The sequence below is a fragment of the Pseudomonas canadensis genome (assembly GCF_030980095.1).
GTDB lineage: Bacteria > Pseudomonadota > Gammaproteobacteria > Pseudomonadales > Pseudomonadaceae > Aquipseudomonas > Aquipseudomonas canadensis.
Map to the genome: position 1 here is coordinate 1133930 of NZ_CP133298.1, position 14121 is coordinate 1148050.

Consider the following 14121-nt stretch of genomic DNA (forward strand, 5'->3'; position numbering starts at 1 on the left):
TTACTTCAGCGCCGCCATGATTTTTTCTGGGTTGTAATCGCGAATCAGCGTGCCGTTCACGTCCACAAACGGAATCCCTGCGCCCCCCAGCGCCTCATACGCCTTGCGCGCCTGGGCGTCTTTCTCGATGTCGAACGCTTGGTAGGGTATGCCTTTCTGGTCCAGGAACCGGCGGATCTGCTTGCAGTAACCACACCACTCGGTCGAGTAGAGCACCACACGCGCTGAAGCACGTACGTGCTCCGGCGCCACTTGTGAAGGGTTGAACACCCGTTCGATCTTGCCCCAGTTCTGGATCACCACCACGACCAGCAACACCAGCAGGACTTTTTTAAAGACCCCGCCGAGCATCAGTTGCGGCGCTTGAGCTGGTCAGTCAGTTGGGTCGGCAGGCCCTTGATGATCAAGGTGCCGGCGGCTTCGTCGTATTCGATCTTGTCGCCCAGCAGGTGCGCCTCAAAGCTGATGGACAAACCCTCGGCGCGACCGGTGAAACGGCGAAACTGGTTGAGCGTGCGTTTATCCGCCGGGATTTCCGGCGACAGGCCATAGTCCTTGTTGCGGATATGGTCATAGAACGCCTTAGGCCGATCTTCATCGATCAACCCTGACAATTCTTCCAGCCCCATCGGTTCACCGAGCTTGGCCTGGCTGCTGGCGTAGTCCACCAGGGTCTTGGTTTTCTCGCGGGCGGACTCGTCCGGCAGGTCTTCGCTTTCGACGAAGTCACTGAACGCCTTGAGCAGGGTGCGGGTCTCGCCCGGGCCGTCGACGCCTTCCTGGCAGCCGATGAAGTCGCGGAAATACTCCGAGACCTTCTTGCCGTTCTTGCCCTTGATAAAGGAAATGTACTGCTTGGACTGCTTGTTGTTCTGCCACTCGGACACGTTTATACGTGCCGCCAGGTGCAATTGGCCGAGGTCCAGGTGGCGCGAGGGGGTCACGTCCAGCTCGTCGGTCACCGCCACGCCTTCGCTGTGGTGCAGCAGGGCGATGGCCAGGTAGTCCGTCATGCCTTGCTGGTAGTGGGCGAACAGTACATGGCCGCCGGTGGAGAGGTTGGACTCCTCCATCAGCTTCTGCAGGTGCTCGACCGCCGTGCGGCTGAAGGTGGTGAAGTCCTGCCCACCGTCGAAATACTCCTTCAACCAGCCGCTGAACGGGTGCGCGCCGGACTCGGCATGGAAGAAACCCCAGGCCTTGCCTTGCTTGGCGTTATAGCTCTCGTTGAGGTCGGCAAGCATGTTCTCGATGGCGGCCGATTCGGCAAGCTCGGAGTCGCGGGCGTGAAGAACTGCAGGTGTGCCGTCGGGTTTTTTGTCGATCAAGTGGACGATGCAATGACGGATCGGCATAGGCTTCTCGGCTGGTTGAGCGGGGAGCGGTGGGCCTCCCCGAAAAGTCGCCAAGTGTACCGCACCATTGGCCGAGACGGGCTTCGAAGGGTGTTTTGGCCGCCCTCCGACGGGCTATATGCCTTTTTTTCACGGTTTAGAGCGATAAAGCTGACCAAATGGGTAGGTAGAAGCGGATATTTCCCCGTCTCTGTGCTAGTTTTGCCCCGTCTTACGCCAAGTCTCGGCGATAAGCGTGCATTCAGCATCTGTCAGGTCGAACCAATCCCCGTTTCAAGCATCTATAACCCCGATCTCCGTGGTTATAGCCGGGGGGGGCCAGGCCATGACGGTCGGGCTCGACGGCTGACACTGCACTCTGCAATCCATATGAATTTGATAGGGAAGGAACACCACAATGGCTATTACTAAAGACCAACTGATCGCTGACCTGGCTGAAGCAGTAGACGCACCGAAAACCACCGTGCGCGCTCTGCTGGACCAACTGAGCCAAGTTGTTGCTGACCAGCTGGAAAACGGCGGCGAAATCACTCTGCCAGGCGTTGGCAAACTGAAAGTGACCGAGCGTCCTGCCCGTACTGGCCGTAACCCTTCGACTGGCGCCGCCATCGAAATCGCTGCCAAGAAAGTTATCAAGCTGGTTGTGGCCAAAGGCCTGACCGACGCTGTTAACAAGTAAGACGCAGCAAAAAAAACCGTGCTCCGGAGCGATCCGGGCACGGTTTTTTGTTGCCTGCTATTTGTCAGTCGCGAACCCAGCGCTGGCGCCAGATCTGTTGCTCGTTCTTGGTCTGGAAAGTCCACGCCACAAACCGGCTCTGCTTCTGGCCCTGGGACATTTCCACGACTTGGCTCTCCAGCACGCCGGCCTTTTTCAGGGCCGTCTCGATCGCGGGCAAGTTCGACGCTTTCGACACCAGGGTGCTGAACCACAGCACCTTATGGGCAAAGTGCGCACTTTCGGCAATCAGTTGCGTCACAAAACGCGCTTCACCACCTTCACACCACAACTCGGCCGATTGGCCGCCGAAGTTCAGCACCGGCAACTTGCGCTTTGGGTCCGCCTTGCCGAGGGCGCGCCACTTGCGTTCGCTGCCCTTGGTGGCTTCATCCATGGACGCATGGAACGGCGGGTTGCACATGGTCAGGTCAAAACGCTCGCCCGGCTCCAGCAGGCCCAGCAGGATCTGCTTGGGATTGCTCTGCTGGCGCAGCTGGATGACTTTGCTCAGGTCATTGGACTGCACAATGGCCTTGGCTGCGGCCACGGCGATAGGGTCGACTTCCGAGCCCAGGAAGTTCCAGCGGTATTCCATGTAGCCAATCAGCGGGTAGACGCAGTTGGCGCCCATGCCGATGTCCAGCACCTTGACGATAGAGCCGCGCGGGATCTTGCCGTCGTTGGTGTTGGCCAGCAGGTCGGCCAGGAAGTGCACGTAGTCCGCACGCCCCGGCACCGGTGGGCACAGGTAGTCGGCCGGAATGTCCCAGTGCTGGATGCCATAGAAGGCTTTCAGCAGCGCTCGATTGAACACCCGCACCGCATCCGGGCTGGCAAAGTCGATACTTTCCTTGCCGTACGGGTTGATGATCACGAATTTCGCCAGTTCCGGCGTGGTCTTGATCAGCGCCGGGAAGTCGTAACGACCTGTGTGGCGGTTGCGTGGGTGCAATGTCGCCTCTTTGCGCGGCGCGACGGGCTTGGCCGTGGCGGCGGTTTTAGGCTTCTTGCGCGGAGGTTTTGGCGTGCTGGGGGCGGTCATGGGCTACGTCGATTCTGGGGTTGCTTCAAAAGTGGTGGGTATTGTCACACATTCCGAAGTTGACCTCGGTTAAATGTGGGAGCGGGCTTGCTCGCAAATACGGTGGGTCAGTCATTGGGTGTGTGTCTGATAGACCGCATTCGCGAGCAAGCCCGCTCCCACATCGATTGGGTTTTCACACCCAAAAAAAAGAGGCCCGAAGGCCTCTTTCTGACACGCGGTCCACCTTACAGGCTGGAGATCCGCGCATGTTGCTCCGCCAGCTTGCCCAGAGCCTGTTCAGCCTCAGCCAGCTTGGCGCGTTCTTTCTCGATCACTTCAGCCGGTGCCTTGTCGACGAAGGCCGCGTTGGACAGCTTGCCGCCCACGCGTTGTACTTCGCCTTGCAGGCGGCCGATTTCCTTGTCGAGACGAGCCAGTTCGGCACCCTTGTCGATCAGTCCTGCCATCGGCACCAGCACTTCCATCTCGCCGACCAGTGCGGTCGCGGACAGTGGTGCTTCTTCGCCGGCTGCCAATACGGTAATCGACTCCAGCTTCGCCAGCTTCTTGAGCAGCGCATCGTTCTCGGTGAGACGACGCTGGTCTTCGGCACTGGCGTTCTTCACAAACACCGCCAATGGCTTGCCCGGCCCGATGTTCATCTCGGCACGGATGTTACGCGTGCCCATCATCAGGGTCTTGAGCCATTCGATATCGCTTTCGGCTGCCTCATCGATGCGCGCCTCGTTGGCCACCGGCCAAGGTTGCAGCATGATGGTCTTGCCTTCGATACCGGCCAGCGGCGCCAGGCGCTGCCAGATTTCTTCGGTGATGAACGGCATGAACGGGTGCGCCAGACGCAACGCCACTTCCAGCACGCGAACCAGGGTGCGACGGGTGCCGCGCTGGCGTTCGACCGGCGCGTTTTCGTCCCACAGCACCGGCTTGGACAGTTCCAGGTACCAGTCGCAATACTGGTTCCAGATGAACTCGTACAAGGCCTGTGCGGCCAGGTCGAAACGGAACTGGTCGAGCTGGCGGGTCACTTCGGCTTCGGTGCGCTGAAGCTGCGAAATGATCCAGCGGTCGGCCAGGCTCAGCTCATAGGCTTCACCGTTCTGGCCGCAGTCTTCGCCTTTATCCAGCACATAGCGCGCAGCGTTCCAGATCTTGTTGCAGAAGTTGCGATAGCCTTCGACGCGGCCCATGTCGAACTTGATGTCGCGACCGGTGGAGGCCAGCGAGCAGAAGGTGAAGCGCAGGGCGTCGGTGCCATAGCTGGCAATACCATCGGCGAACTCGTCGCGGGTCTGCTTCTCGATCTTCTTTGCCAGTTTCGGCTGCATCAGGCCGGAGGTGCGTTTCTGTACCAGGGTTTCCAGGTCGATGCCGTCGATGATATCCAGCGGGTCCAGGACGTTGCCCTTGGACTTGGACATCTTCTGGCCCTGGCCATCACGCACCAGGCCGTGCACGTACACGGTCTTGAACGGTACCTGCGGCGTGCCGTCCTCGTTCTTCACCAGGTGCATGGTCAGCATGATCATCCGGGCAACCCAGAAGAAAATGATGTCGAAACCAGTGACCAGCACGTCGGTGGAGTGGAATTTCTTGAGGAATTCGGTCTGCTGCGGCCAGCCCAGGGTGGAGAAGGTCCACAGGCCCGAGCTGAACCAGGTGTCCAGTACGTCGTTGTCCTGTTGCAGCGCAATGTCGGCACCGAGGTTGTGCTTGGCACGCACTTCGGCTTCGTCGCGGCCTACATAGACCTTGCCCGACTCGTCGTACCAGGCCGGAATGCGGTGACCCCACCACAGCTGACGGCTGATGCACCAATCCTGGATGTCGCGCATCCACGAGAAGTACATGTTTTCGTACTGTTTCGGCACGAACTGGATGCGGCCATCTTCCACGGCGGCGATGGCAGGTTCTGCCAAAGGCTTGGTGGACACGTACCACTGGTCGGTCAGCCACGGCTCGATCACGGTGCCGGAACGGTCGCCCTTCGGCACTTTCAGGCCGTGGTCGTCAACGCTCACCAGCAAACCGGCAGCATCGAAGGCGGCGACGATCTGCTTGCGCGCTTCGAAGCGGTCGAGACCGGCGTATTCAGCCGGGATCTTGCCGTCGATGCTCTCGTTCAGCGTGCCGTCCAGGTTGAACACCTGGCAGGCCGGCAGTACGGCGGCGTTTTTGTCAAAGATGTTCAGCAGTGGCAGGTTGTGGCGCTTGCCGACCTCGTAGTCGTTGAAATCGTGGGCCGGGGTGATCTTCACGCAGCCGGTGCCGAATTCAGGGTCGCAGTAGTCGTCCGCGATGATCGGGATGCGACGGCCGACCAATGGCAGTTCAACGAACTTGCCGATCAGCGCCTGGTAGCGTTCGTCGTTCGGGTTAACCGCGACGGCGGCGTCGCCGAGCATGGTTTCCGGACGAGTGGTGGCGACGATCAGGTAGTCGTTGCCTTCAGCAGTCTTGGCACCGTCGGCCAGCGGGTACTTGAGGTTCCACAGGAAGCCTTTCTCGTCGTGGTTTTCCACTTCGAGGTCGGAAATCGCCGTGTGCAACTTGGTGTCCCAGTTGACCAAGCGCTTGCCGCGGTAGATCAGGCCGTCTTCATGCAGGCGCACGAAGGCTTCTTTCACGGCTTCCGACAGGCAGTCGTCCATGGTGAAGCGCTCGCGGCTCCAGTCGACGGACGAACCGAGGCGACGGATCTGACGGCTGATATTGCCGCCGGACTGGTCTTTCCATTCCCAGATCTTTTCCAGGAATTTCTCGCGACCCAGGTCGTGACGGTTCTGGCCGGTGGCTTCGAGTTGGCGTTCCACCAGCATTTGCGTGGCGATACCGGCGTGGTCGGTGCCCGGTTGCCACAGGGTGTTGCGGCCCTGCATGCGGCGGAAACGGATCAACGCATCCATGATCGCATTGTTGAAGCCATGGCCCATGTGCAGGCTGCCAGTGACGTTCGGTGGCGGAATCATGATGGTGTAGGAATCGCCCGCGCCTTGCGGGGCGAAATAGTTCTCGGATTCCCAGGTGTTGTACCAGGAAGTTTCGATGGCGTGCGGCTGGTAGGTCTTATCCATGCGCGGCGGGACCCTAGTTGGCATTTATTCAGGAAAGCCGGCAAGTATAACGGGGGATAGGGCGCAGGGCGAGGCGAAGACGGGCTTGAAATGTATGGGCGGCAAATGTGGGAGCGGGCTTGCTCGCGAAAGCGGTGGATCAGCCAATGCATGTGCTGACGGTCACACCGTTTTCGCGAGCAAGCCCGCTCCCACAGGGGATCTGCGTTGGCTTCAATTCTGGTACTGGCTCAGCAACCGCTCCATCCGTGCATCCAGCCGGCGCTTGATCTCGGTCTCGATGTGCGGCGCAAAGTCATCGATCACGTCTTGCATGATCAACTGCGCAGCGGCGCGCAGTTCGTTGTCCAGGTGCAGCAGCAGGGCGTCGGGACTTTTTTCGACAGCGGCAGGCGCGGCGGTCTCGACCACCGGTACCGGTGCGACGGGCTTGCCGCCGACCATGTCAAACAACAGCGGAATCTGTACCTCGCCCTCGACCGAATCGGTCAACAGCGGCGGTTGCAAGTCATCATCACCGAGCAACTGACGGATCGACTCCAGGTCGTCCAGCAGGTGATCGTCTTTTTTTATAGGGTTGGGATTGTCCATCATGTGCTCAAAGTCGTTGTAGCCGGTGATCTTGCAGAGGATAGCCCTGTTCGCGGTAGAAACGGAAACTCTCCCGCGCGGCCTGACGAATAGCCGGATCCTCCACCACCACTTCCGCCACACGGGCGAATGCCTTGGCGAAAGGCGGTACTTTCAGGTCCAGGTTGACCAGCAGGTCCTGGTGATCGCCGCAACTGTCCCCTAAACCCAGGACAACCAGGCCTTCGGGTTCGGACTCGGCAGGGCCGTGAGGCACAAAGCTTTCGCCCTTGAAGCGCCACAGGCGAGCATCCAGCTCATCGCGTTGGGCGGCATCGCTGCAATGCAGGTAGATGCGGTGGCCCATGCGCCAGGCTTTTTCAGTGAGTTTGCAGGCAAAGTCCAGGCGCGCGAGCGGGTCGGCGCTGGGCAATATATAGAAGTCGACTTGGGTCATTGCATTTCCTGGGCGTGCGCATACCCCTTCTAGGAACCGGCTTGCCGGCGATGAGTCCCTTGAATCAGGAAGCCATCGCCGGCAAGCCGGCTCCTACAGGGAGGATTGCGTTAGGCCTTGGCGCGATCCAGCAGGTACTGGGTCAGCAGGGGAACCGGACGGCCGGTTGCGCCCTTGTCCTTGCCGCCGCTGGTCCAGGCCGTGCCGGCGATGTCCAGGTGCGCCCAGTTGAAGTTCTTGGCAAAGCGCGACAGGAAGCAAGCCGCGGTGATGGTGCCGGCTTTCGGACCGCCGATGTTGGCGATGTCGGCGAAGGGGCTGTCCAGTTGTTCCTGGTACTCATCGAACAGCGGCAGTTGCCAGGCGCGGTCGTCTGCGGCTTTGCCGGCGCTGAGCAGTTGCTCGATCAGCTCATCGCTGTTGCCCAGCAGGCCCGAGGTGTGCGAACCCAGGGCGACGATGCAGGCACCGGTCAGGGTGGCGATGTCGATCACGGCCTGTGGCTTGAAGCGTTCGGCGTAGGTCAGGGCATCGCACAGCACCAGGCGGCCTTCGGCGTCGGTGTTGAGGATTTCGACGGTCTGGCCACTCAGGGTGGTGACGATGTCGCCCGGACGGGTCGCGCCGCCGCTCGGCATGTTCTCGGCGCAGGCCAGGATGCACACCAGGTTGATCGGCAGCTTGAGTTCCAGCACGGCACGCAGGGTGCCGAACACGCTGGCGGCGCCGCCCATGTCGTACTTCATCTCGTCCATGCCCAGGCCCGGCTTGAGGCTGATGCCGCCGGTGTCAAAGGTGATGCCTTTGCCGACCAGGGCGTAAGGCTTCTCGGACTTCTTGCCGCCGTTGTATTGCATCACGATCAGGCGTGGCGGCTGGTCGCTGCCCTGGCCCACGGCATAGAACGAGCCCATGCCCAGTTCCTTGATCTTCTTCTCGTCCAGCACTTCGACTTTCAGGCCCTTGAACTCTTTGCCCAGCGCCTTGGCTTGTTCGCCCAGGAAAGTCGGGTGGCAGATGTTCGGCGGCAGGTTGCCCAGATCGCGGGTAAACGACATGCCGTTGGCGATGGCGGTCGCGTGGGTCACGGCGCGCTCAACTTCAGCCTGGGCGGCCTTGATGGTCAGCAGGGTGATTTTCTTCAGGGCGCGCGGTTCGGCCTTGGTGCTCTTGAACTGGTCGAAAATGTAGCCGCCGTCCACCAGGCTCTCGGCCAGCAGGCGGGTCTTGCCGTAGCTGTCGCGGCCTTTGACCACGACTTCATCGAGTGCCAGCGTGGCGTCAGTGCCGCCCAGGCCCTTGAGGGTGGTGAGGATGCCGCTGATGATTTTGCGGAACGGACGGTCGCCCAGTTCAACGTCCTTGCCCACACCCACCAGCAATACGCGGTCGGCTTTCAGGTTGGGCAGGCTCTGCAACAGCAGGCTCTGGCCGACTTTGCCGGCCAGGTCGCCGCGCTTGAGCACTGCGCTGATGGCGCCGCCGCTGAGTTCGTCGAGTTGCTTGGCGGCAACGCCGAGCTTGCGGCCTTCGCCAATGGCGACCACGAGGGTGGCGGTTTTCAACGTTTCGGGGCTAACGCTTTTTACAACCAATTCCATTTTCGGGTCCCTTATAAAGGTCGGTTAGCCAGGAGTCTGTACTCCGGCTTTAATACCAGGCAGCTGTGTAAACCGCCGGCGACAAAGGCCGCAGTTTGAACCTCGCCGGCGGAGGCTGACAACCCTTGTCACCCGCTTTGTGCATGCGCATGAGGTTGCGCAGTGACAGGCGCGGTCAATCACAGGATAATGCGCCATCTTTTTAGCCGGTCCGTGCAAACGGGCTGACTCGGTATGCTTGCTTGTTTGGCCGCCTTAGCCTGACAACCCTGGAGTGTCTGGTTTGATCGTCTTCCGTTATCTGTCCCGCGAAGTCCTGTTGACCCTGAGTGCCGTGAGTGCGGTATTGCTGGTCATCATCATGAGTGGTCGTTTCGTCAAATACCTGGCCCAGGCTGCCTCCGGCGCCCTGGATCCGGGCTCGCTATTCCTGATCATGGGCTTTCGTCTGCCGGGCTTCCTGCAGCTGATCCTGCCGCTCGGCCTGTTTCTCGGGATCCTGCTGGCCTACGGCCGCCTTTACCTCGAAAGCGAAATGACCGTGCTCTCGGCCACCGGCATGAGCCAACAGCGCCTGTTGGGCATGACCATGATCCCGGCCGCCGGCGTTGCGCTGATCGTGGCCTGGCTGAGCCTGAGCCTGGCCCCACAAGGTGCCATGCAGTTCCAGCTGGTACTGAATAAACAGGACGCGATGACCGAGTTCGACACCCTCGAACCTGGCCGCTTCCAGGCGCTCAATGACGGTTCGCGGGTGACCTACACCGAAACCCTGACCGACGACCGTGCCAACTTGGGCGGCGTGTTCATCTCCGAGAAGCGTCTGGGCCAGGACAAGAAAGACCGTGGCATTTCCGTGCTGGTGGCCGATTCCGGTCGCCAGGAAGTGCGTCCTGACGGCAGCCGCTACCTGATCCTGGAAAATGGCTATCGCTACGATGGCAGCCCGGGCATGGCCGATTACCGTGCGATCAAGTACGACACCTATGGCGTGATGCTGGCCCGTCCGGATATCAGCGACGAAGTCACCGACCGCGACGCCATCCCGACCACCGAGCTGTTCGGTAGCAAGGAACTGCGCTCGATTGCCGAGCTGCAATGGCGGATTTCCCTGCCGTTGCTGGTGTTCATCGTGACCTTGATGGCGGTGCCGCTGTCGCGCGTCAACCCACGCCAGGGCCGCTTCCTCAAGCTGTTGCCGGCGATTCTGCTGTACATGGCTTACCTCACCATCCTGATTTCCGCCCGTGGCTCCCTGGAGAAAGGCAAGCTGTCGCCGACCCTCGGTCTGTGGTGGGTGCACGGGATCTTCCTGGTGATTGGCCTGGGCCTGCTCTATTGGGAACCGATCCGTTTGAAAATGATGAGCCGTCGTGGCCAGAAGGAGTTGGCTCGTGGCTAAGCTCGATCGCTACATTGGTAGCAGCGTACTGATCGCCATCCTGGCGGTATTGGGCATCATCCTCGGTCTGGCCTCGTTGTTTGCCTTCATCGATGAAGTCGGCAACGTCAGCGATACCTACACCGTGTGGGACGTGCTGAGCTACGTGGCCCTTACCGCGCCACGTCGCCTCTACGACATGATGCCGATGGCCGCGCTGATCGGCTGCCTGATCGGCCTGGGCAGCCTGGCCAGCAATAGCGAACTGACCATCATGCGCGCTGCTGGCGTGTCCATTGGTCGAATCGTCTGGGCGGTCATGAAACCCATGCTGCTGCTGATGGCGTGCAGCGTGCTGATCGGCGAATACGTCGCGCCGCCGGCCGAAACCACGGCCCAGGCCAATCGCGCCCTGGCCCAGGGTTCAGGCGATGCACAAAGCGCCAAGCACGGCCTGTGGCACCGCCAGGGCGAAGAATTCATTCATATCAACGCCGTGCAGCCGGGCGGCCTGTTGATTGGTGTCACGCGCTATACGTTTGACAAAGAGCGTCACCTGTTGGAGTCAAGCTTCGCCAAACGTGCGCAATACGGCAGCGAAAAGTGGCAACTCAGCGACGTTACCACTACTTATTTCCGTAACGTCGGCCAGGGCACCAAGGCCAGCACCGAAGTGATCAACGTGCCGAGCCAGGAGTGGGATATTGCCCTCAAGCCGGAACTGTTGAATACCGTGGTGATGATCCCGGAAAGCCTGCCGATCTCCGGGTTGTGGGGTTACATCCACTACCTGAAGGACCAGGGCTTGAACAATGGCCGCTACTGGCTGGCATTTTGGGTCAAGGTGTTGCAACCGGTGGTGACTGCCGCGTTGGTGCTGATGGCAATTTCCTTCATCTTTGGCCCATTGCGTTCCGTGACCTTGGGGCAGCGCGTATTCACGGGCGTGCTGGTGGGCTTCACCTTCCGCATTGCCCAGGACCTGCTCGGCCCGTCGAGCCTGGTGTTTGGCTTCTCGCCGCTGTTTGCGGTGCTGGTGCCCACGGCCATCTGCGCGTTGGCCGGTTTCTGGCTGTTGCGCCGGGCCGGTTGATTCCGCGCTTATGAACAAAAAATGCCCCGGTCGAGAGATCGGGGCATTTTTGTTCTGGTCAGCAAAGATGACGTCTGGCCTGAGCATCAGGTACAATTCCCGGCTATTTTTCAGCGGGCAATCAGCCTGCAGCCTTTTTGAGTGTTGATCCGTGAGTGATTTGAGTCATATCCGCAATTTCTCCATCATCGCCCACATTGACCATGGTAAGTCGACGCTGGCCGATCGATTCATCCAGATGTGCGGCGGCCTTGCCGAGCGTGAAATGGAAGCCCAGGTGCTGGACTCCATGGACCTCGAACGCGAGCGCGGGATCACCATCAAGGCCCACAGCGTTACGCTGTATTACAAAGCCAAAGACGGCATCACCTACCAACTGAACTTCATTGATACCCCAGGCCACGTCGACTTCACCTACGAAGTCAGCCGGTCCCTGGCGGCCTGTGAAGGTGCCTTGCTGGTGGTTGACGCAGGGCAGGGTGTGGAAGCGCAGTCGGTTGCCAACTGCTACACCGCGATCGAGCAGGGCCTGGAAGTCATGCCCGTGCTGAACAAGATCGACCTGCCTCAGGCCGAGCCTGAGCGCGTCAAGGAAGAGATCGAGAAGATCATCGGCATCGACGCCACCGACGCCGTCACCTGCAGCGCCAAGACCGGCCTGGGTGTCGACGAAGTGCTCGAACGTCTGGTGCAGACCATTCCAGCCCCGACCGGCAACTACGAAGATCCGCTGCAAGCGTTGATCATCGACTCCTGGTTCGACAACTACCTGGGCGTTGTCTCCCTGGTACGCGTGCGCCACGGCCGTGTGAAGAAGGGCGACAAGATCCTGGTCAAATCCACCGGCAAGATCCACCTGGTGGACAGCGTCGGTGTCTTCAACCCCAAGCACACCGCGACCGTTGATCTGAAAGCTGGTGAAGTGGGTTTCATCATCGCCGGTATCAAGGACATCCACGGCGCGCCGGTGGGTGACACCCTGACCCTGAGCTCCACGCCGGATGTCGACGTGCTGCCAGGCTTCAAGCGCATCCAGCCGCAGGTCTACGCGGGTCTGTTCCCGGTCAGTTCCGATGACTTCGAAGACTTCCGCGAGGCCCTGCAAAAGCTGACCCTCAACGACTCGTCGTTGCAGTACACCCCGGAAAGCTCCGACGCCCTGGGCTTCGGCTTCCGCTGTGGCTTCCTGGGCATGCTGCACATGGAAATCATCCAGGAGCGCCTCGAACGCGAATACGACCTGGACCTGATCACCACCGCGCCAACGGTTATTTTCGAGTTGTTGCTGAAAACCGGTGAAACGATTTACGTCGACAACCCGTCCAAACTCCCGGATCTCTCGGCGATCGAAGACATGCGCGAGCCTATCGTGCGGGCCAATATCCTGGTTCCGCAGGAGCACTTGGGCAACGTTATTACCCTGTGTATTGAAAAGCGTGGCGTGCAGCGCGACATGCTGTTCCTCGGCACCCAGGTCCAAGTGACCTACGACATGCCGATGAACGAAGTGGTATTGGACTTCTTCGACCGCCTCAAATCCACCAGCCGCGGCTATGCTTCGCTGGATTACCATTTCGACCGTTACCAATCGGCTAATCTGGTGAAACTGGATGTGTTGATCAACGGCGACAAGGTCGATGCCCTGGCACTGATCGTGCACAAGGACAACGCGCACTATAAAGGTCGCCAGTTGACCGAGAAGATGAAAGAACTGATTCCGCGCCAGATGTTCGACGTAGCGATCCAGGCCGCCATCGGCGGGCAGATCATTGCGCGGACCTCCGTCAAGGCACTCAGAAAGAACGTACTGGCCAAATGCTACGGCGGTGACGTAAGCCGTAAGCGCAAGCTGCTTGAGAAGCAAAAGGCCGGTAAAAAACGCATGAAGCAAGTAGGTAACGTGGAAGTTCCACAAGAAGCCTTCCTTGCGGTGCTCAGGTTGGATAGTTAGGTCCTATGTCGCTAAATTTCCCGCTGTTGCTGGTCATCGCCGTTGCCGTTTGCGGTCTCCTGGCGTTGCTCGATCTGGTGTTCTTCGCCCCGCGTCGGCGGGCGGCTATCGCGTCCTATCAGGGCAGCGTCAGCCAGCCCGATGGCGTGGTGATCGAGAAGCTGAACAAAGAGCCTTTGCTGGTTGAATACGGCAAGTCGTTCTTCCCGGTGTTGTTCATCGTGCTGGTGCTGCGTTCGTTCCTGGTGGAGCCGTTTCAGATTCCCTCGGGGTCGATGAAACCTACCCTGGACGTGGGCGACTTCATCCTGGTGAACAAGTTTTCCTACGGGATCCGCCTGCCGGTGATCGACAAGAAGGTCATCGAAGTCGGTGATCCGCAGCGCGGCGACGTGATGGTGTTTCGCTACCCGAGCGACCCGAATGTCAACTACATCAAGCGCGTGGTCGGCCTGCCGGGCGACGTGATCCGCTACACCAGCGACAAGCGCCTGCTTATCAATGGTGAGTCGGTGGCCGAGAAACTGATCGGCTCCGAGCCGAACAGCCTGGGCAGCGCCGAGCTGTACCAGGAAAAACTCGGTACGGTAGAGCACGAAATCCGCAAGGAAATGAGCCGCTACCGTGCCCAGCCTGACGGCCAGTGGACAGTGCCGGCCGGGCACTACTTCATGATGGGCGACAACCGCGACAACTCCAATGACAGCCGGTACTGGGATGACCCAAACATTCCCAAGGACCTGCTGGGCATGGTTCCCGACCAGAATATCGTCGGCAAGGCCTTCGCGGTCTGGATGAGCTGGCCGGAACCCAAACTCAGCCACTTGCCGAACTTCTCGCGGGTCGGGCTGATCAAGTAATACAGGCGGCGCTGTG

At 60.1% G+C, this 14121-nt stretch carries 12 protein-coding genes; 5 read left to right on the plus strand and 7 right to left on the minus strand.

Annotated elements, in window-relative coordinates; all coding sequences use genetic code 11:
• Both RB216_RS05140 and yejK read right to left on the minus strand, forming a co-directional pair.
• The gene (locus RB216_RS05140) at positions 1-351 is read right to left on the minus strand and encodes a glutaredoxin family protein (RefSeq protein ID WP_122686199.1); all 351 of its coding nucleotides are present in this window, start codon (positions 349-351) and stop codon (positions 1-3) included.
• Positions 351-1355, minus strand: a complete 1005-nt coding sequence (gene yejK / locus RB216_RS05145; RefSeq protein WP_010212893.1) for a nucleoid-associated protein YejK — start codon at positions 1353-1355, stop codon at positions 351-353. Before yejK ends, RB216_RS05140 begins: the two co-directional genes overlap by 1 nt.
• 397 nt (positions 1356-1752) lie before the next feature.
• Between yejK and RB216_RS05150 the strand changes: the two genes are divergently transcribed.
• On the plus strand, positions 1753-2034 hold the full coding sequence (locus RB216_RS05150) for an HU family DNA-binding protein (RefSeq protein ID WP_003188840.1): 282 nt from the start codon (positions 1753-1755) through the stop codon (positions 2032-2034).
• A gap of 64 nt (positions 2035-2098) precedes the next feature.
• Here RB216_RS05150 and rlmF read toward each other — a convergent pair whose 3' ends face one another.
• The 5 genes from rlmF to RB216_RS05175 all read right to left on the minus strand — a co-directional run bounded on the left by rlmF (position 2099) and on the right by RB216_RS05175 (position 8820).
• Positions 2099-3118, minus strand: coding sequence for a 23S rRNA (adenine(1618)-N(6))-methyltransferase RlmF (gene rlmF, locus RB216_RS05155; protein WP_068937363.1), 1020 nt, complete (start codon positions 3116-3118; stop codon positions 2099-2101).
• A gap of 227 nt (positions 3119-3345) precedes the next feature.
• Positions 3346-6192, minus strand: a complete 2847-nt coding sequence (locus tag RB216_RS05160) for a valine--tRNA ligase (RefSeq protein WP_308908384.1) — start codon at positions 6190-6192, stop codon at positions 3346-3348.
• A 213-nt stretch (positions 6193-6405) separates the two neighbouring features.
• Positions 6406-6783, minus strand: coding sequence for a hypothetical protein (locus RB216_RS05165; protein ID WP_028618982.1), 378 nt, complete (start codon positions 6781-6783; stop codon positions 6406-6408).
• A gap of 7 nt (positions 6784-6790) precedes the next feature.
• On the minus strand, positions 6791-7219 hold the full coding sequence (locus RB216_RS05170; protein ID WP_010212887.1) for a DNA polymerase III subunit chi: 429 nt from the start codon (positions 7217-7219) through the stop codon (positions 6791-6793).
• Between the two features lie 110 nt (positions 7220-7329).
• Positions 7330-8820, minus strand: a complete 1491-nt coding sequence (locus RB216_RS05175; protein ID WP_028618983.1) for a leucyl aminopeptidase — start codon at positions 8818-8820, stop codon at positions 7330-7332.
• Between the two features lie 283 nt (positions 8821-9103).
• On the opposite strand from RB216_RS05175, the gene lptF reads away from it, so the two are divergent.
• The 4 genes from lptF (at position 9104) to lepB (ending at position 14105) form a co-directional block, all read left to right on the plus strand.
• Positions 9104-10222 (plus strand): LPS export ABC transporter permease LptF, encoded by a 1119-nt coding sequence (lptF, locus tag RB216_RS05180; protein ID WP_028618984.1) that lies wholly within the window; start codon positions 9104-9106, stop codon positions 10220-10222.
• Entirely contained in the window at positions 10215-11294 is a 1080-nt protein-coding gene (gene lptG / locus RB216_RS05185) for an LPS export ABC transporter permease LptG (RefSeq protein WP_068937361.1), read from the plus strand. Before lptF ends, lptG begins: the two co-directional genes overlap by 8 nt.
• Before the next feature lie 151 nt (positions 11295-11445).
• Entirely contained in the window at positions 11446-13245 is a 1800-nt protein-coding gene (gene lepA / locus RB216_RS05190; protein WP_028618986.1) for a translation elongation factor 4, read from the plus strand.
• A 5-nt stretch (positions 13246-13250) separates the two neighbouring features.
• A complete protein-coding gene (gene lepB / locus RB216_RS05195; protein WP_028618987.1) occupies positions 13251-14105 on the plus strand; it encodes a signal peptidase I in 855 nt (284 codons plus the stop codon).
• Positions 14106-14121: the final 16 nt, after the last annotated feature.